This window comes from Azospirillum sp. UFLA03-27, assembly GCF_059803775.1.
Window position 1 is genome coordinate 1 of record NZ_JAUQTX010000140.1, and the last position, 17,525, is coordinate 17,525.

16 protein-coding genes are annotated in these 17,525 nt (G+C 67.7%); 11 read left to right on the forward strand and 5 right to left on the reverse strand.

Annotated elements, in window-relative coordinates; genetic code table 11:
• Window positions 1-376 precede the first annotated feature (376 nt).
• Window positions 377-1,450 (forward strand): lytic transglycosylase domain-containing protein, encoded by a 1,074-nt coding sequence (locus Q4I23_RS19935; RefSeq protein ID WP_498527338.1) that lies wholly within the window; start codon window positions 377-379, stop codon window positions 1,448-1,450.
• Window positions 1,451-1,717: 267 nt separating this feature from the next.
• Window positions 1,718-3,667 carry a methyl-accepting chemotaxis protein gene (locus Q4I23_RS19940; protein ID WP_498527339.1) on the forward strand — a complete coding sequence of 650 codons (1,950 nt, stop codon included), beginning with the start codon at window positions 1,718-1,720 and terminating at the stop codon, window positions 3,665-3,667.
• A gap of 39 nt (window positions 3,668-3,706) precedes the next feature.
• On the opposite strand, the gene Q4I23_RS19945 is transcribed toward Q4I23_RS19940, so the two are convergent.
• Window positions 3,707-4,057, reverse strand: coding sequence for a hypothetical protein (locus tag Q4I23_RS19945; RefSeq protein WP_498527340.1), 351 nt, complete (start codon window positions 4,055-4,057; stop codon window positions 3,707-3,709).
• 178 nt (window positions 4,058-4,235) lie between these two features.
• Here Q4I23_RS19945 and Q4I23_RS19950 point away from each other — a divergent pair, with 178 nt between their 5' ends.
• A complete protein-coding gene (locus Q4I23_RS19950; RefSeq protein WP_498527341.1) occupies window positions 4,236-5,228 on the forward strand; it encodes a small ribosomal subunit Rsm22 family protein in 993 nt (330 codons plus the stop codon).
• Window positions 5,229-5,231: 3 nt separating this feature from the next.
• Here the strand turns inward: Q4I23_RS19950 and Q4I23_RS19955 are convergent, their stop codons facing one another.
• Window positions 5,232-6,350 (reverse strand): DNA topoisomerase IB, encoded by a 1,119-nt coding sequence (locus Q4I23_RS19955; protein ID WP_498527342.1) that lies wholly within the window; start codon window positions 6,348-6,350, stop codon window positions 5,232-5,234.
• Between the two features lie 145 nt (window positions 6,351-6,495).
• Between Q4I23_RS19955 and Q4I23_RS19960 the strand changes: the two genes are divergently transcribed.
• From Q4I23_RS19960 to Q4I23_RS19970, 3 genes are all read left to right on the forward strand, one after another.
• Window positions 6,496-6,807, forward strand: coding sequence for a hypothetical protein (locus Q4I23_RS19960; RefSeq protein ID WP_498527343.1), 312 nt, complete (start codon window positions 6,496-6,498; stop codon window positions 6,805-6,807).
• A gap of 74 nt (window positions 6,808-6,881) precedes the next feature.
• Complete coding sequence (locus Q4I23_RS19965) at window positions 6,882-8,507, forward strand: alpha-glucosidase (protein WP_498527344.1); 1,626 nt, start codon at window positions 6,882-6,884, stop codon at window positions 8,505-8,507.
• Between the two features lie 167 nt (window positions 8,508-8,674).
• The gene (locus Q4I23_RS19970) at window positions 8,675-9,781 is read left to right on the forward strand and encodes a TRAP transporter substrate-binding protein (RefSeq protein ID WP_498527345.1); all 1,107 of its coding nucleotides are present in this window, start codon (window positions 8,675-8,677) and stop codon (window positions 9,779-9,781) included.
• Window positions 9,782-9,841: 60 nt separating this feature from the next.
• Here Q4I23_RS19970 and Q4I23_RS19975 read toward each other — a convergent pair whose 3' ends face one another.
• Entirely contained in the window at window positions 9,842-10,462 is a 621-nt protein-coding gene (locus Q4I23_RS19975) for a glutathione S-transferase family protein (protein WP_498527346.1), read from the reverse strand.
• A gap of 206 nt (window positions 10,463-10,668) precedes the next feature.
• Between Q4I23_RS19975 and Q4I23_RS19980 the strand changes: the two genes are divergently transcribed.
• The 3 genes from Q4I23_RS19980 to Q4I23_RS19990 all read left to right on the forward strand — a co-directional run bounded on the left by Q4I23_RS19980 (window position 10,669) and on the right by Q4I23_RS19990 (window position 13,591).
• Window positions 10,669-12,495, forward strand: a complete 1,827-nt coding sequence (locus tag Q4I23_RS19980; protein ID WP_498527347.1) for an extracellular solute-binding protein — start codon at window positions 10,669-10,671, stop codon at window positions 12,493-12,495.
• 17 nt (window positions 12,496-12,512) lie between these two features.
• On the forward strand, window positions 12,513-12,917 hold the full coding sequence (locus tag Q4I23_RS19985; RefSeq protein WP_498527348.1) for a response regulator: 405 nt from the start codon (window positions 12,513-12,515) through the stop codon (window positions 12,915-12,917).
• A gap of 221 nt (window positions 12,918-13,138) precedes the next feature.
• Entirely contained in the window at window positions 13,139-13,591 is a 453-nt protein-coding gene (locus Q4I23_RS19990) for a DUF8265 family protein (RefSeq protein WP_237906152.1), read from the forward strand.
• 58 nt (window positions 13,592-13,649) lie between these two features.
• On the opposite strand, the gene Q4I23_RS19995 is transcribed toward Q4I23_RS19990, so the two are convergent.
• Complete coding sequence (locus tag Q4I23_RS19995; RefSeq protein WP_498527349.1) at window positions 13,650-14,846, reverse strand: E22 family MetX-like putative esterase; 1,197 nt, start codon at window positions 14,844-14,846, stop codon at window positions 13,650-13,652.
• A gap of 103 nt (window positions 14,847-14,949) precedes the next feature.
• The gene (locus tag Q4I23_RS20000) at window positions 14,950-15,270 is read right to left on the reverse strand and encodes a heavy metal-binding domain-containing protein (RefSeq protein WP_014197078.1); all 321 of its coding nucleotides are present in this window, start codon (window positions 15,268-15,270) and stop codon (window positions 14,950-14,952) included.
• Between the two features lie 220 nt (window positions 15,271-15,490).
• Between Q4I23_RS20000 and Q4I23_RS20005 the strand changes: the two genes are divergently transcribed.
• Window positions 15,491-16,126, forward strand: a complete 636-nt coding sequence (locus Q4I23_RS20005; protein ID WP_454016683.1) for an XRE family transcriptional regulator — start codon at window positions 15,491-15,493, stop codon at window positions 16,124-16,126.
• A 340-nt stretch (window positions 16,127-16,466) separates the two neighbouring features.
• On the forward strand, window positions 16,467-17,408 hold the full coding sequence (locus Q4I23_RS20010; protein WP_498527350.1) for a YqaJ viral recombinase family protein: 942 nt from the start codon (window positions 16,467-16,469) through the stop codon (window positions 17,406-17,408).
• The last annotated feature ends 117 nt before the right edge of the window (window positions 17,409-17,525 follow it).

The window sequence follows — 17,525 nt, forward strand, 5'->3', positions numbered from 1 at the left end:
GCTGTTATAGTCTCGTGGGCTCGGAGATGTGTATAAGAGACAGGGCTATAAATGAACGTTCATTCAATATGGAATGGCCTCTGAAAAGTCAAGCGGTTGAGAGGGCTGCGGCGATCGGACCGCAAGTTTTGGGCGTGACAGGAATGGGTCTCTCGCCTGCATTCGCAAAGACGGCAACAGTGCCAAATGGGGCAGAAAAAGGGCCAATACGGATGAACAGCATTTGCCTGAAAACCATTCCAATGGGCTATGAAAAAGGGAAAGGCCGTGGAATCAGGACATTACACCCGCCTTGTTGCTTGACAGCCGACACAATTACATCGCAAAGAGAGGGTAACGCTTTCGATCTTTGTGCAATCAGCACGGACCCCTCCTCGTGGCTTATCGTGACTTCACCGCGGCTCGCACCGCCGGTGCCGCCCTGATTCTCGCCCTCGGCTTGGCGGGTTGCGCCTCGAACGCTCCGGAAACGGCGGAGCTTGCCGTCAAGGCCCCGGAGGTGGCCGAAGTCCCGATTGATCCGAAGGACCCGCTCGGCCGCTGGGTCCCCCACATGCGCGAGGCGTCGGAACGGTTCGACGTTCCGGAGAAGTGGATCAGGGCCGTGATGATGCGCGAGAGCGGCGGGCGCTCCATCGTGAACGGGCGCACCATCACCAGCCATGCCGGCGCCATCGGGTTGATGCAGGTGATGCCCGGCACCTACGACATGATGCGCACGCAATACGGGCTGGGCCCCGATCCGTCGGACCCGCGCGACAACATCCTGGCCGGCACCGCCTATCTGCGCGAGATGTACGACCTGTTCGGCGCGCCGGGCTTCCTCGCGGCCTACAATTGCGGCCCGGCCTGCTACGCCTCGCACCTCGCGGGCAAGCAGCGGCTGCCGCGGGAAACCCGGATGTACATCGCGGCCTTGACGCCGAACCTGCGCGGCGTGGCGCCGCGCGAGCCGTCGCAGGCGGCGGGCGCCAGCGCGATCGAGGTCGCCATCGTTCCGGCGAGCGCCCCCGCGACGCAGCCTGCGGCTTTGGCCGCCAAGCCGTCCGTCAAGCCAGCGGCCCCGGTCGCCGTCGCCGCGGTGGTCCCGGAACCGGTGGCGCCGGTGCCGCAAACCCCGGTCACCCCGGCGCCGGTCGCCGTGGCCGCTCTGGAACCCCGCCCGGCTCCGCTCGTGGTGGAGCCCATGGGTCGCGGCGAGGCCCGCCCGCCTGCGGAATTCGTCGCCGCCACCGACCGGGATGCGCTGACCACTGGCCGCTCCGGACGGACGCCGTCCCGGACGGTGGAAACCCTGGTCGCCGAGGCGATGCTGCCGCCCCACGCGGTCGGCAAGGGGGAACGGGTGGTCATCCGCTTCGTGTCCCAGCGCAGCGGCGGTTGCGGCAGCCTGGAGGGCCGGGACCGCGTCTGCGTCGCTCTGGCCGGAGGGGAAGGCGCCGGCCTGTAACGGCCTCGTCCGCTCCCGTTTCACAGAATCGGCAACAACCAGAGGCGGCGCCCACCGGACGGTCGGGCGCCGTCTTCGGTTTTCCACAATAGCCTCACACCCACATCCCCGAGCATATAGGTACTCAAACAATAAAGCCCCGGAGGAGCTGCCCTGCGCAGCCCATCCGGAAGAACGAAGAGTTCGGGGGAACGCTGCGGATGAGGTGTGGAGATGGTATCCGGTGCAGGTGAACGGGCAAAACGCTCGACCTTTCAAGTCGTTGTGGTGGATTGCCTGATTGCGGGCGTCGTGGTGGCCGTATTGGCTGTGTTCGGCGGCATGACCGCCATGGAGGCGACGCGCATCGCCGACGGCAACGCCGAGCTGGCGCAGCGGGTGGCCGAAAACCAGAGGATCGCGCTGGAGGCGGAGCGGCTCGCCAAGCTGGGCGAGGCGGTGATCGCCAGCGGGGACGAGGCGACGCGTAGCGACGCGCTGTCCGGTCTGGACGCCCACGCCGCGCAGATGTCGGCCAACGCCGCGCCGGAAATCGCGCAGACGGTCGCCAAGGCGGTCGCGGCCAGCCGTGAGGCTGCGGCCATCGGTGCCAAGGTCGAGGCGCTGGACAGGAAGTTCGGCTTCAACATCAGCCGCGCCGAAAGCCTGTCGGGCGACATCGCCCGCGGCCTGTCCGCGGCGATGCGGGCGACGACGCAACCAACGGACGAGCAGGCGCTCGCCACGCTCTTTTCGACGATCCGCGACGCCAAGTTCCTGCTGACCCGCCTGCCGTCCCAACTCTACCCGCCGGCCGTCGGCAACGACCTGCGCCAGTTCCGCGAACACATGGTCAAGGCCAAGGAGCTGCGGCGGCATCTGCCGTCCGCCGATGAGTTCGAGAGCGTCGCCGATGACATCGCGTCCTTCGCCGCACTCGACGAGGCCTTCGCGCAGCGCACCGAAACGCTGCGCCTGACCACCGACGCCCACGCCCACAACCAGGAGGTCCGGACGCTGGTCGATGGGCTGGTGCAGGGGATGAACGCCGCCTCCGACGCGGTGACCACGCGCAGCCAGGAGGGCGCTGCGGCGCTGACCGCGGTGCTCGACCGGCTGACGCTGATCGCGCTGGGGGCCTTCGTGCTAATTGGGCTGGTCGGCGGCGTGAACATGCTGCTGGGCTACCGCTTCATCATGCAGCCGGTGCGCGACGCCAGCCGGGCGCTCCAGGCGCTGACCCGCGGGGAGGGTGCGGTGCCCCTGCGCCCCTCGCCGCTGCGCGAGATCGCCGACATCCACGGCGCGGTCGAGGCCTTCCGCGAGGCCCTGGACGCCCGCCAGCGGGCGGAGGAGACCCGGCGCGACCAGGAGCGGCGCGCCGAGGAGGAGCGCCGCGCCCTGATGACGGAACTGGCGGACGGGCTGGAGCGCACCGTGCAGGCGGTGGCCGGCTCGCTGTCCGTGGCAGCGGCGGAGGTCACCGGCTCCGCCCGCGCCGTGGCCGGGATGGCGTCGGACACCGCGCAACGCACCCGCGCCGCCGCGGACGCCGCCGGCACGGCGACCAGCAACGTCGGCGCCGTGGCCTCGGCCAGCGAGCAGCTCTCCGCCTCCATCGACAGGATCGGGCGGCAGATCGCCCAGTCGCGCAGCGTGGCGGAGGACGCCGTCGCCGAATCCCAGCGCGCCGACGGCCTGACCAAGGGCCTGACGGATTCCGCCCAGAAGATCGGCGAGGTGGTCGCCATCATCACCGCCATCGCCCAGCAGACCAACCTCCTGGCGCTCAACGCCAGCATCGAGGCGGCGCGGGCCGGCGACGCCGGCAAGGGCTTCGCCGTCGTCGCGACCGAGGTGAAGGCGCTCGCCTCCCAGACCGCCTCCTCGACGGATGAGATCGCCACGTTGGTCCATGGCATCCAGCAATCGACCATGGGGGTGGTGGACGCCATCGCCCGCATCGGCTCCACCATTGGCGTGATCGGAGAGAGCGTGTCCGGCATCGCCGCGGCGGTCGAGCAGCAGCGCCAAGCCACCTCGGAAATCACCCACAACGTGCGCATCGTCGAGTGCATGAACACCGACGTGTCGTCCAACATCGGCGACGTCAGCCGCGTGGCGGTGGACACCGGGCGCTCCGCCGACGCCATGATGGGAGCGGCCGACCGCCTGTCGGAGCTGGCCGGCACGCTGAACGGCGCAGTCGACGACTTCCTGCGGCAGGTGCGGGCCTGACGCAGGATCTTCAGACCGGAGCGCTTTCCGGCGCTCCGGTCATCGGATCTTCGAGCGGTCGCCCTTGTGGGTTTCCAGATACGCTTGCAGCTTGGGATCGTCGAGAATGGGCTTTCCATCGACGCCGTAGATCAGGCAGGGAACGCCCTTCGAATTGGCCTCGCAGATGCTGATGGCGGTGGATTCCGAAGGCCCCGCGCAGCCGCCGAATTCCGGGCAATAGACGATTCCGACGGCGCGGCCATTCTCACTGACCGCAAAGGCCTTGGCGTGGGGGATGGCGGCCCAGTCGGCAAAATACTGCATGGCCGCGGGAGCCATGCGGATGGGCTTTTGTGCGTAGGTGGTCTGGCAAGCGGCAAGCATCGTGACGCAGGTCACGAGCACCATGGCGTTTATTTTCACAAAGCCCCCTTCGCGCACATCTAACCTATGGAGGAATATTTATTAGTGTATTCTCCTTATGGGCACAACGCGCGTGATGCCTGTCCGCGCATTGTCCGTTTCCGAACGCCCGCGCGGCGTGCTAACAGGCGGAACGAAACCACGCCTGCCCCCCTCCGGACCCATGGAACTCCCCCCTTCGCTCCGCCACGCGGTGGACCGCGCGCTCGACGGCATCGCCCTGTCCGATCTGAAGCGCGCGGCCGACCGCCTCTCCCAACGCTACCGGGCGGAGGTGCGGGACGGGCGCTTCCACCTGTCGGACGATCTGGCGGCGCGGGCCTATCTCGCCACCCGCCTGCCGGCCACCTTCGCCGCCGTCCGCTCCAGCATGGAAGCGGTGGCCGAGGCGCTTCCCGACTTCGCGCCGGTGACTGCACTGGACGTCGGAGCCGGGCCGGGGACGGCGCTGTGGGCGGCGTCCGACTGCTGGGTCAGCCTGGACGACGCCCTGCTGATCGAGGGCAGCCCGGCCATCCGCGCGGTTGGCGAAACGCTGTCGCGGACGGCGGCACCCACCCGCATCGCATGGCGGGCCGGCGACGCCACGGGTGACCTGCCGAACCTGGAGCCGCGCGATCTGGTGACTCTGGCCTACGTTCTGGACGAGTTGGCGGAGCCGGCACGCGACCGGCTGGTCGACCGGCTGTGGTCGCTCAGCGCCGGAACGCTGCTGATCGTCGAGCCCGGCACGCCCGCCGGCTGGGCGCGGATCCTCCGGGCGCGGGAGCGGCTGGTCGCTACCGGCGCTCATCTGGTGGCGCCCTGCGTGCACAGCGCTGCCTGCCCGTTGGCGGCACCGGACTGGTGCCATTTCTCCCGCCGGGTCGCCCGGTCCCGCCTGCACCGCATGGCCAAGGGGGCGGAGGTGCCGTGGGAGGACGAGAAGTTCGTCTACATCGCCGCCTCCCGCCAGCCCGGCATCCGCCGCCCCGACGCCCGCATCATCGCGCCGCCCTGGAGCGCGGGGAACGGACGCATCGGCTTCAAGCTGTGCGGCCGGGACGGCACCCGGACCGAACGGATTCTCGGCAAGCGCGACGGCGCCGCCTTCAAGGCCGCGCGCCGGCTGGACTGGGGCGACGGCCTGTCTTCCCAGGACCAGCCGGAGGCATAGACCCTACGCGGCGCGCCGCCGCCGGCTCTCACTGGCGCGGGAACGGCGTTCGCGCTCCAGCCGGCCGCGCAGGAAGGCCAGCACGGCGGCCTCCTCGGCCTCCAACTCGGGAAGCTCCTCGCGCAGCTCGGTCTCCACCTCGCGGGTCAGGGAGTCCAGCAGGTTGCCCTCCAGATAAGCGTCCAGAATCTCGGGATGGACGTAGCTCTTGCGGCAGACGCTGGCGGTGTTGCCGAGGCGGGCGGCCACCTGTTCGATGGCGTGGGTGACGTTGCGCTTGGCCTTGGCGGCGCTGTCGAAGGTTTCGAACTCGCGCAGCGCCATGGCGGCCAGAACGGTGCCGGCCCAAGTGCGGAAGTCCTTGGCGGTGAAGTCCTGGCCCGTGGCGGCGCGCAGATACTCGTTCACGTCGCCGGAACTCACCGCGTGGCGCTGCCCGTCGCGGTCGACATACTGGAACAACTCGTCTCCCGGCACGTCGCGGCAGGCGCTGACGACGCGGGCGAGGCGGCGGTCCTTCAGCGCGACGTTCCATTCCTTCCCGGATTTGCCCTTGAAGGTGAAGCGGATTTCCGACCCCTCGATGTCGGCGTGGTCGTCGCGAAGGGTGGTCAGGCCGTAGCTGCTGTTCTCGCGTGCGTAGCTTTCGTTGCCGACGCGGATCAGCGTGGTTTCCAGCAGCCGGACCACGGCTGCCAGCACCTTTTCCCGCGGCAGGCCGCGGCGGGCGAGGTCGCCGTCCACCTGACGGCGGATGGCCGGCAGGGCGCGGCAGAAGTCGAGCATCCGCCCGAACTTCGTGCCCTCGCGCATCTCGGTCCAGCGCGGGTGGTAGCGGTACTGCTTGCGCCCGCGCGTGTCGCGGCCCGTGGCCTGGAGGTGGCCGTCGGGGTCCGGGCAGATCCAGACGCCGCGGTAGGCCGAGGGAATCGCCAGCTTCCGGATGCGCTCCAGCGTGTCCTCCTCGGTCACCCGCGTGCCGTCAGGCCAGCGGTAGGAGAAGCCCTTGCCGGCGCGCCGCCGCCGAATGCCCGGCTCGTCGTCGCAGACATAGCTCAGCCCGGCGCAGGCCGCGGCCTCTTCCGCGTCGGTGCGGGGATCGGTGACCGTCAGTCCGTCCATGCTGCAATCCCCATCGCTTGCCAGCCCATCGGCTGCCTGCGGGAAACATCGGCGCCGCGTTTTGGTTGCATGGTTGCGGCGGTCCCGCCGTTCGGCGACCATGGCTTCGGCCGTGATGCCCGCCGGCACCGAAGGGAAGATGACGATGGAAGAGACCAAGCTGACCGCGGCCCTGCCGAACCTGGACATCCAGATCCTGCACCGGGACGATCCGGAGCGCGGGGCCGAGACGATCGCCATCCAGATCACCGCCACGCCGTCCTTCGACGCGCTGCGCGGGATGATGGGGCCGGCGCTCCTGGCCTCGGCCAACCCGCTGCTCAACCCGGCCCTCGCAAACGCCAATCCGATGCTGGCCCTGTGGATGATGCCGATGCGGATGTGGAGCGACGCCATGCGGCAGGCCTGGGCGCCCTGGCTGCGCCTGACGCCATCGCCGGACGGTCGGAAGCCGTGACCAAAACCGGCTCGGTAACCGATCGTTAGGGCTATGGGCCGACCCTTTGCGCGAGTCTCGTGTGGAGGGTCCTCATGTCCCAGGCGTCTTCGTGGCTGCGCGGTGCCGCGCTGTACCAAATCTATCCCCTCAGCTTCCTCGACCGGAACGGTGACGGCTGGGGCGATTTGGACGGCGTGCTGGACGGCCTCGGCCATGTGGCGTCGCTCGGCGTGCAGGGGGTGTGGATCAGCCCCTTCTACCCGTCGCCGCAGAAGGACTTCGGCTACGACATCACCGACCACCGGGCGGTCGATCCGCGCATGGGCCGGCTGGAGACGGTGGACCGCATCATCGAGGCGGCGCATGCCCACGGGCTGAAGGTCATCCTGGATCTGGTCTGCGGCCACACCTCGGACGCGCACCCCTGGTTCAGCGACAGCCGCCGGTCGCGTGGTGGGGACTTCGCGGATTGGTACGTCTGGGCCGACCCGCGCCCCGACGGCACGCCGCCCAACAACTGGCTGTCGGTGTTCGGCGGCCCCGCCTGGACGTGGGAGCCGCGGCGGCGCCAGTATTACCTGCACCATTTCCTGTCCAGCCAGCCCGCCCTGAACCTGCACGACGAGGCGGTGCTCCAGGCGATCGGCGACACCGCGGCCTTCTGGCTGGAGCGCGGGGTGGACGGCTTCCGCATCGACGCGGTGGACTTCTTCGCCCACGATCCGCAGCTCCGCTCCAACCCCGCGGCGGCCTGGAGCGGGGCGGAGCCGCCGGCCAAGCTGTTCGCCCTGCAACAGCATCTCTACGACATGATGCACCCGGCCATTCACACCGTGCTGGCCCGGCTGCGCGCCGTCGTGGACCGCTATCCCGACCGGGTGCTGCTGGGTGAGCTGTCGAGCCAGCCGGGCGCGGCGCGGCGCATCGCCGCCTGTTGCGGGCCGCAGGGGCTGCACGCCGCCTACACCCTGTCGCTGGCCAAGCAGCCATTCACCGCACAGAACTTCGCCGGGGCGCTGACCGGTACGCCGCAGCCGGAAGCCATTTGCTGGAGTTTCTCCAACCACGACGTCGAGCGCGCCGCCAGCCGCTGGCTGCCGCCCGGCGCCGATCCGGAGCGCTTCAACGCCCTGCTCGCCACCTTGTTCGCCACGCTGCCCGGCACCGTCTGCCTCTACCAGGGGGAGGAGCTGGCGCTGCCCAACGCGGTGCTGGAGGCGGAAGACCTGCGCGACCCCTTCGGCATCGCCTATTGGCCCGACTTCCAGGGGCGCGACGGCAGCCGCACGCCGATGCCCTGGCGGTCCGGCGCCGCCAACGCCGGTTTCTCCAGCGCGGTCGAGACGTGGTTGCCGGTGGCGGAATCCCACCATGCCCTGGCGGTCGACGCGCAGGAGCGGCGCCCCGGCAGTCCGCTCGACGTCTGGCGGGACGCCCTGCGCCTGCGCCGCCTCCATCCGGCGCTGATGCGGGGGGGCGTGGCGGCGGTGGAGGAGGCCAGCAGCGTCCTGGCTTTCGAACGCGCGGCGGAGGGCGAGGAGTTGCTAGGCGTCTTCAACCTGTCCGATCACCCGGCCGAATACGCGCTGAAACGCAAGCCGCCGATGGTCGCCCTGGACCTGCCGCGTCCGCCGGGTGCGCCGGTTCCCGAGGTCACCGCGGACGGGCGGACGCTGGTCCTGCCGCCGCTCTCGGCCTTCCTGGGACGGCGCGGCTGAGGCGGTCGCCTAATCCGTAGGACCAGGGTAGACCTGTCATGCGCATTTGTGCGATGAATCGGAACGAAAACGCTGCTTTGTTACAGTTGTGAAAATTCCCTCGCAACAAGTGGTCCGACGGGCCGCTTGAAACGAAAAGGGAAGGCGGAGTCCACGGGAGAAGAATCGTGAAAAGACGTGCGTTTCTGAAGTCGGCGGGTGCGGGTGCTGCGGCCGCGGGTGCGGGGCTGGCGGTGGCCGGCGTGGCCGCGCCGGCCATTGCGCAGTCGCAGCCGGAAATCCAGTGGCGCCTGGCGTCGAGCTTCCCGAAGAGCACCGACATCCTGTTCGGCGCTTCGGAACTGATCGCCCGCCGCGTCGCCGAGAGCACGGACGGCAAGTTCCAGATCCGCGCGTTCCCGGGTGGTGAGCTGGTGCCCGGCCTCCAGGTGCTCGACGCCGTGCAGAACGGCTCGGTCCAGTGCGGCCACACCTGCGGCTACTACTACGTCGGCAAGGACCCGACCTTCGCCTTCGACACGGCCATTCCGTTCGGCCCGAACGCGCGCCAGACCACCGCCTGGTTCCAGGCCGGCGGTCTCGACCTGATGCGCGCCTTCATGAAGAACCACAACGTCATCCAGTTCCCGGCGGGCAACACCGGCGCCCAGATGGGCGGCTGGTACCGCAAGGAGATCAAGACCGCCGCGGACTTCCAGGGCCTGAAGATCCGCATCGCCGGCATCACCGGCCAGATCATGTCGAAGATGGGCGCCACCCCGACCCAGATCGCCGGCGCGGACGTCTATCCGGCGCTGGAAAAGGGCACCATCGACGCGACCGAGTTCGTCGGCCCCTACGACGACGAGCGGCTGGGCTTCCATCAGGTCGCCAAGTACTACTACTACCCGGGCTGGTGGGAAGGCGGGCCGAACGTCTCGCTCTACGTCAACCTGCAGGAGTGGGAAAAGCTCCCCAAGGCCTACCAGTCGATCCTGACGGCCGCCTGCGCCGAGGCGAACACCTACATGATCGCCCGCTACGATTCGGAGAACGCCAAGGCTCTGAAGCGTCTGGTCGCCAAGGGCACCATCCTGCGCGCCTATCCGCGCGACCTGATGGAGCAGGCGCACAAAATCGCCTTCGAGTATTACGACGAGCTGGCGAAGACCAACCCAAACTTCAAGACGATCTACGAGAGCTGGAAGCCGTTCCTCGACGAGACCCAGCTCTGGTTCCGCGTCGCCGAGCTGCCCTACGACAGCTTCGTCGCGTCCGCCGGCACCAAGAAGTAAGAGCGTTCGCTAAAAAGGGGCCCCCATCCGCATCGCGGGTGGGGGCCTTTTCTTTTGGGGTCAGCCGACGTCCTGCTGCGGCATCAGCGCCATCTGGCGCGTGGCGCCGGGCTGGGCGAGCATGCGGGCGTGCCACGCCTGGACGTTGGGGTAGGTGGCGATGTCGATGCTCGACTCTTCCACGAGGTCGATCCACGGAAAGGCGAAGATGTCGGCGATGCTGAGCCGCTCGCCCTCGATGAAGGTCCGCCCCGCCAGATGGCGGTCGAACTGGGCGAGCCCGCCAGCCGCCGCGGCGTCGATCCAGGGCAGGGCGTTGGCGTCGCCGTTGAACTTGCGCACCGCGCGGGCGCGCTGGACCGGCAGCAGCACGTCGGCCAGCCAGGACAGCCACTCCGCCAGCCTGATCCGCTCTGCCTCGTCCCGTCCACCGAACCGGCCGGTCTTCTCCGCCAGGTAGGTGAGGATGACGCCCGATTCGGAAATGCTGAGGTCGCCGTGGACCAGGGTCGGCACCCGGCCGAAGCGGTTGATGGCGAGATAGTCCGCGGACTTCTGTTGGCCGCCGCGCAGGTCGACATGGCGGTAGGCGTAGGGCACGCCGGCCATCGACAGGAACAGGACGACGCGGGTGGCAGGCTGCGAGTTGAGATTGCCGTAGACGGTGAATTCGGCGGACACGGTCGAAGAACCCTCCATGCTGGTCGCGCTTGGCCGCGCGGGTTGCCGAAAACCATGACCGCAAGCCCGCTGGGACACCAGAGCAAATCACGGGGCGCGATGCCGCGGTGTGGGGAAGGGGGTTTCGCACCGCCTCATCCCTCCCACATGTTATCAGAGCGGAACCGGGGCCGAGCGCGCCGGAGCGAAGGATGGGAGGATCGGGTATGCGCCGTGTGGCCGCTGGACTGTTGATCGGGCTGATCGCCGCCGCTGTGGCCGGATCGGCGGGCGCGCAGCCGCAGCACGGCATGGCGCGGCACGGCATGGCGCTGTATGGCGAGCCGAAATACGGGCCGGATTTCCGGCATTTCGATTACGTCAACCCGGACGCCCCGAAGGGCGGCAAGGTGACCCTCCAGGCCATCGGGTCCTTCGACACGCTGAACCCATTCACGCTGCGCGGCGTGCCCGCGGCGGGGGCGACGCTGATCTACGACACGCTGATGACCGGGTCGGCGGACGAGCCCTTCACCGAATACGGCCTGCTCGCCGAAAGCGTGGAGATGCCGGAGGACCGCTCCTCCATCACCTTCAACCTGCGCTCCGGCGCGCGGTGGCACGATGGAAAGCCGGTCTCCGCCGAGGACGTGGTGTTCTCCTTCACCATCCTGACGGAGAGCCATCCCTTCTACCGCAGCTATTACGGCGCCGTGGACAAGGTCGAGGCGGAGGGGGAGCGCCGCGTCCGCTTCACCTTCAAGCCGGGCGACAACCGCGAGCTTCCGATGATCGTCGGCCAACTGCCGGTGCTGCCGAAGCATTATTGGGAGGGCAAGGACTTCCAATCGACCACGCTGGACCCGCCGCTGGGCAGCGGTCCCTACCGCATCGCGTCCTTCGATCCGGGCCGCGGCATCACCTATGAGCGGGTTGCCGATTATTGGGGCCGGGACCTGCCGGTGAATGTCGGTCGGAACAATTTCGGCAGCATGGCCTACGAGTATTACCGGGACGCCAGCGTCGCCCTGCAGGCCTTCCGCGGCGGGCTGTACGACTTCCGCCAGGAGAACGTCGCCAAGACCTGGGCCACCGGCTACGACTTCGACGCGGTGCGCGACGGCAAGGTGGTGAAGGAGGAGATCGCCAACGAGGTGCCGGCAGGCATGCAGGGCTTCGTCTTCAACACGCGCCGCCCGGTCTTTGCGAACCCCAAGGTGCGCCAGGCCATCGCCTACGCCTTCGACTTCGAATGGACGAACCAGACCCTGTTCTACGGCGCCTACAAGCGGACGGAGAGCTATTTCGAGAACTCGCCGCTCCAGTCCAGGGACCTGCCCCAAGGCCGCGAACTGGCGATTCTGGAGCCGCTGCGCGGGAAAATCCCCGCCGAGGTCTTCGAGAAGACCTACCACCCGCCCAGCACGGAGGGCCAGAACGGCCTGCGCCGCAATCTGCTGGAGGCCAAGCGGCTGCTCGATGAAGCGGGGACCGACGTGCGCAACGGGGTGCGGGTCGACGTGGCGACCGGCAAGCCGCTGGACTTCGAAATCCTTCTGGACAGCCCGACCTTCGAGCGGGTCACGCTGCCCTTCATCGAAAATCTGAAGCGACTTGGCATCCGGGCCGGCATCCGCACCGTGGACACCACCCAGTACGAGAACCGCACGCGCGACTTCGATTTCGACATGGTGGTCCATGTCTGGCCGCAGTCCCTGTCGCCGGGGAACGAGCAGACCGGCTATTGGGGATCGGCCTTCGCCGACCGTCCGGGAAGCCAGAACATGGCCGGGGTGCGGAGCGAGGCGGTCGATCATCTGATCGGCGAGATCGTCCGTGCCAACAGCCAGGAGGATCTGAAAGCTGCGGTGTCGGCCTTGGACCGGGTGCTGCTGTGGAGCCATTACGTGGTGCCGCACTGGTACTCCGGCGTCTACCGCGTCGCCTATTGGAACCGGCTGAAGCGCCCTGACACTGTGCCGCCCTATTCGATCTCCTTCGACGCCTGGTGGCTGTCGGACGCCTCGTCCGCCGGCACTGGCAAGACGCCCTGACGAGCGGGACGGTTTCCATGGGTGTCCATTCGTTGGAGCGGGCGCGGACCATCCTCGTCGTTGATGACAACGCGCTGATGCGCAAGCTGTTGGTCCGTTGCCTGGAGGAGGGCGGTCACCGTGTGGCGGAGACGGACGATCCGCGGGCCGTGCTCGACTTGATGCGCGCGTTGAAACCCGATCTGGTGATCATGGACGTGGTGATGCCCGGCCTGTCCGGCGTCGAGCTGGTGCGGATGATCCGCGCCGACCGGGCGTTGGCGCGCACGCTGGTCGTTGCCGTCACCAATCTGTTCACACCCACGGACATGCTGCGCTTTTCCAGTGCCGGGTTCGACGGGCATGTACCCAAGCCGATCCAACCGAAGGACTTCCTGGCGACGATCACCCGTTATCTGGACGGCAAGGGAGAACGGATATAAAATCCGTTTCAAAACAAACTTCTAAGGGAATTTTATAAGGTATAAATTTAAGAGCAGGAGTGTCCCTTCTTGTTGGTAGAAAGGACGAGGAATCGCTCTCAATCATATGAGAAAAAACGGTTTTATCAGCTTTAATCGGCTCTTCGGTCGGCGACCGCTCCTCACCGGCGCGCAGTCCGTGCTATAGTCCTACCGTCCTTGGCCCTTCCACCACCCATCCCATGAAGGTCATCGCTGCCGTTTCGCTGTTGCTCGTGCTGCTGGCTGGGTCCGCGGCGGCGGACCCGATGCGGGTCGAGCGGAGCGATCCCGGCCATCTGCGCGCCTTGAATCGTTCATTCCTTCCCCCGGAGGTCATTCCGCCCCGCACGCGCTCTGTGCGCAGCCAGGCGGTCTACAACCTGCCGAAGGGGCTGGACGGGCTCACACGCTACGACGCCGCCTTGTCGCGCCTGTGCCAGCGCGGTGCCTTCGGCCAGGAGATGGACGGCTTCTACTGGGCGCGGACGCCGGACAAGCGTTACGGCGTCGCCTTTTCCGGTGGAGCGAACCTGTCGGACCCGCAGAACAAGCGGAAGACCGGTCAGGTGTATTTTTTCGACGGCCAGGACAGCCGGTGCAACGTCTATGTCGGCGATCAGGCCAAGCTGATGCCGCATTACGTCGGCCCCTGAGGAAAGGCTGAAGAAGGCCCCGCCCGGCGATTCTCGCCAAGCGGAGCCACGGAGTCCGCTACTTCGCCATGAACGCCGATATGGTGTCGCCGGCCTTCGCGATGTTGGCGATGCCGTCGAGGTGGCCGAGGCTGGTGGTGATCGCGTCAGTGTAGGTGACTGCGACGCCCTGCTTTTCGAGCCGCTCCTTCAGAGGACGCATGGCGCGCTCCGGCGGGAAGACGAGATCGTCGGCGGAGGGGATCAGCAGCACCGGCGCCTTGATCTTCGCCAGCCCTTCGTCCAGCGCCCCGCCGCCGCCCACCAGGAAGGTCTGGTTGGCCTTCACCAGATACAGGAAGTGGTTGGCGTCGCTGACCGCGGCGCGGGCCGCCGCCGCCTTGTCCAGCCACGCTTCGATGGCGTACTGGTTGTTCATGCTGGCGGCGGGGTCCTTGCCTTCCTCCGCCCAGCCGCGGCCGAAGGTGGCATCGGCCCATTTCCAATGGCGGGCGTGCAGGGTCACCAGTTTCAGCGCTTCGGTCAGCCCGGCCTTGGGCTCCGCCTTGCCGTAGTAATCGCCGCCCTGCCAGTTCGGATCGACGCGGATGGGGGCGGCCCACAGGTTCAGCCAGCCGATCAGGAAGGGATCGGCCTCGGCCCCGCCGATCACCGCGACCACGCGCTTGACCATCTCCGGATGGGAAGCCCCCCATTCCAGCGCCTGGAGCGACCCCATGGATCCGCCCATCACCGCGTGCAGAGATTTTACATTAAGACTGTCCAACAACGCTTTCTGTACATTGACAAAATCGCGGATGGTGACGACCGGGAAACTCATGCCGTAGGGCTTGCCGGTGTCGGGATTGACGCTGGCCGGGCCGGTGGTGATGACACTCGAATCCTTCGGCGACAGGTTCACCAGCGTGTCGGAACTGATGATGAAGTATTTGTCGGTGTCCAGCGGCTTGCCCGGCCCGATGATGGAGTCCCAATAGCCAGGGGCCGGGTCCTCCATTTTGTACTTCCCGGCGGCGTGGCTATTGCCGCTGAAGAAATGGGTGACGAGGATGACGTTGTCCTTGGCGTCGTTCAGCTTGCCGTAGCTTTCCCAGCCGATCCGGACGTTCTTGATCGTGCCGCCGCCCACCGTGGTGTAGGACGGCATCTCGAACACCTTCTTCTCCACGAGGCCCTCGAAGGCCAGGACCGGCGTCGCGCAGAAGAAGCCGGCGGCCAGAACCAGGCCGCCGAGCCGTTTCGCCAGAGAACGCATGTCGTCCCTCCCGTTTCTCAGGTCCCTATCGATGCGGGGAGGGAGTGTAAGGGGGTGCGCCCGCCCGTCCAGGCGGGCAATCGGCCTAAACGGTTGGGGGAACTCAGCCCAGCCGGACGGCGGTTCCGTTGATGGAGACCATCAGCATGCCGTTCTCCTTGCCCAGCACCTCGTAATCGATGTCCACGCCGACGATGGCGTCGGCGCCCAGCGCCCGCGCGGCGTCCTGGAGATCGGCGAAGGCGGCCTCGCGGGCGTCGCGCAGCGCGTTCTGGTAACCGCCGGCCCGGCCGCCGACAATGTCGCGGATGCCGGAGAACAGGTCGCGGAACATGTTCACGCCCAGGATCGCCTCGCCCGCGACCATGCCGAGATATTGGGTGACGGGACGGCCTTCGACGGTGTCCGTGCTGGTGACGATCATCGGTTCCTCCGGATGTGGTTTCGCGCCCTCCAGATGGCGGCGCGCACGGCACGGCGCAATGGGTGGGGAAAGGGCGCAGCCGGAGGAGAGGGGAGACCGATGCGATACTGCGAAATCGCAGCGCATCCTCGGCGAAATTGCGACATAAGCGAAGAAACCTTGCGCGTTCCTCCAACGTTCTCTCTTATAAGGGCGCTCTTTCGGCGGGGAGGACGGCGGCATGGACGACACACGGCGGGCGATCCTGCGCTGGATGACCGGCGTGATGGAGGCCCAGGGCTGGAGCGCCGGGGCCTGGGCGCGGCTGGCCGAGGTCACGCCGACCAACATCACCCGCTTCCTGCGCGACCCGGCGCGGGGCAGCGTTCCCAGCGCGGAAACCCTGGGCCGCTTGGCTCGCGTCGCCGGCTCCGAGCCACGCTTCCTCGATGATGCCGCCTACCAGGCCGTGGCACGGGTGCCGTTGCTGTCGGTCGAGCAGGTGCGGGACTTTCTGGAATTGGGGCGGAGGGCCGGGGAAGCCTTCATTGCCGCGGCCTTGACGGGCGGGGCGCGGGGCATTGCCGTAGACCGTCCGGCGTCGCGCCGCGCCTTCGCGCTGACCATCGCCTCTTCCAGCCTGAACGCCGCCGGCGTCCTGCCGGACGACTGCGTGGTGCTGGAACCGCTGGATGTGCTGGCCCCGCAGGCCGGCGACGTGGTGGTTACGGTGGGCGACGGAACGGTGTGCGGCTACCGCTTTTTTCCACCCCATCTGCTGCCGGTCAGCACCGACCCCGGTTGCCAACCGACGCCCATTGAGCGCGCAAACGTCGCGGGCGTCGCGGTTCACATCACGCGTTGCCTGCGCGCCTGATCGCGCGTATTTGGCGGGAATCTGGAAGAAAAGCCTCCGATTCCGGCGGTGAGATTCTTTTCCACAACCCCCTTTGATGCCACGAATCCATAACCATCTGTGCCGAGTCGCCCGATTCGGTCACAGCGAGACCGCGGCTGCGCCGCATTCTACTTAGTTTTTTGAAAAGGTTCGAAGATTCGATCCGACGGCCAAGCCGCAGGTTCTCTTTTTGTTCTTGAATCCTGCGTGTTCGCAGCCCATATTCACGATACGCTTTATGGTTAACGGCGATGGCGCTGCGAAGACGCATCGACTCGAAGCCAGAGACGCAGAGAAACGGCTGGGGGCCGGCAGGGGAATGGCGATTACGGACGCGCAGCGCGCCGCCCGGGCAGGGCGTATCGGGTCTTCCGACGCCACCCGCATCATGGCGGGGGACTGGCTGAGCCTGTGGCGCGAGAAGACCGGGCGTTCGGCACCGGCCGACCTGGACCTCGTCGCCGCGGTGCAGATCGGCATCGCGACCGAACATCTTCATCCGCGCTTCGTGGAGAAGGCCACCGGCCTTCCCTGCGTGCCGGCGGAACGGACCTGGGTCCATCCGGAGCATGACTGGATGGTCGCCCACCCGGATTTCCTGACCTGGGAGGGCGACACGGATGCCGGTGCGCCGGACACGCTGGTGGAGGCGAAATTCACCGGAGGTTTCCAGACGGATGCGGAATTGGCCCAGCGCTACCACTGGCAGGTCCAGCACCAACTGATGGTCACCGGGCTGGACCGGGCGATGCTGTCCATCCTGCGCCCCACCGGCCACGCGGTCGTCCGCGTGCCGCGGCGCGATGCGGATTGCGGGCGGCTGATGGAGACGCTGGACGCCTTCTGGTGGCACGTCGCCAACGACGTGGAACCCGGCGACCCGTTGCCCGCTGACGCCCCGGCCTACGAGACCCGCCGGGTGGTGGACATGGCCCGGCACAACCGCTTCGCCGCCCTGGCCGCGGAACTGGTCGACCGCCGTGCCGCCGCCCTCGCCGTCCGCGAAGCGGAGACCGCTCTGAAGGCGCTGATGCCCGCCGACGCGCGTATCGCCTTTGTGGCGGGGGAGGAACCGGGCCGCGGCCTGTACCTCGCCCGCGACCGCGAGGGACGCCTGTCGCTGCGCTACGGGGCGCCGCCCCGGCGGGCGCTCGACACCGCCGAAGCGTGGCAGCCCGCCACGGCCGATCCGTCCCCTGACCCGAGCTTGGACGCTGTGCTCAGCGGAGGCTGGGGTGAGGGGAGAGACGAACGCTACTGACCAAAAGGGGAACCCGACGACCATGGGACGCATGAGCAAGACCGACACCGTTGCCGAAACCGAGAAGACCGTCAGCACTGTCTCTTATACACATCTCCGAGCCCACGAGACTATAAC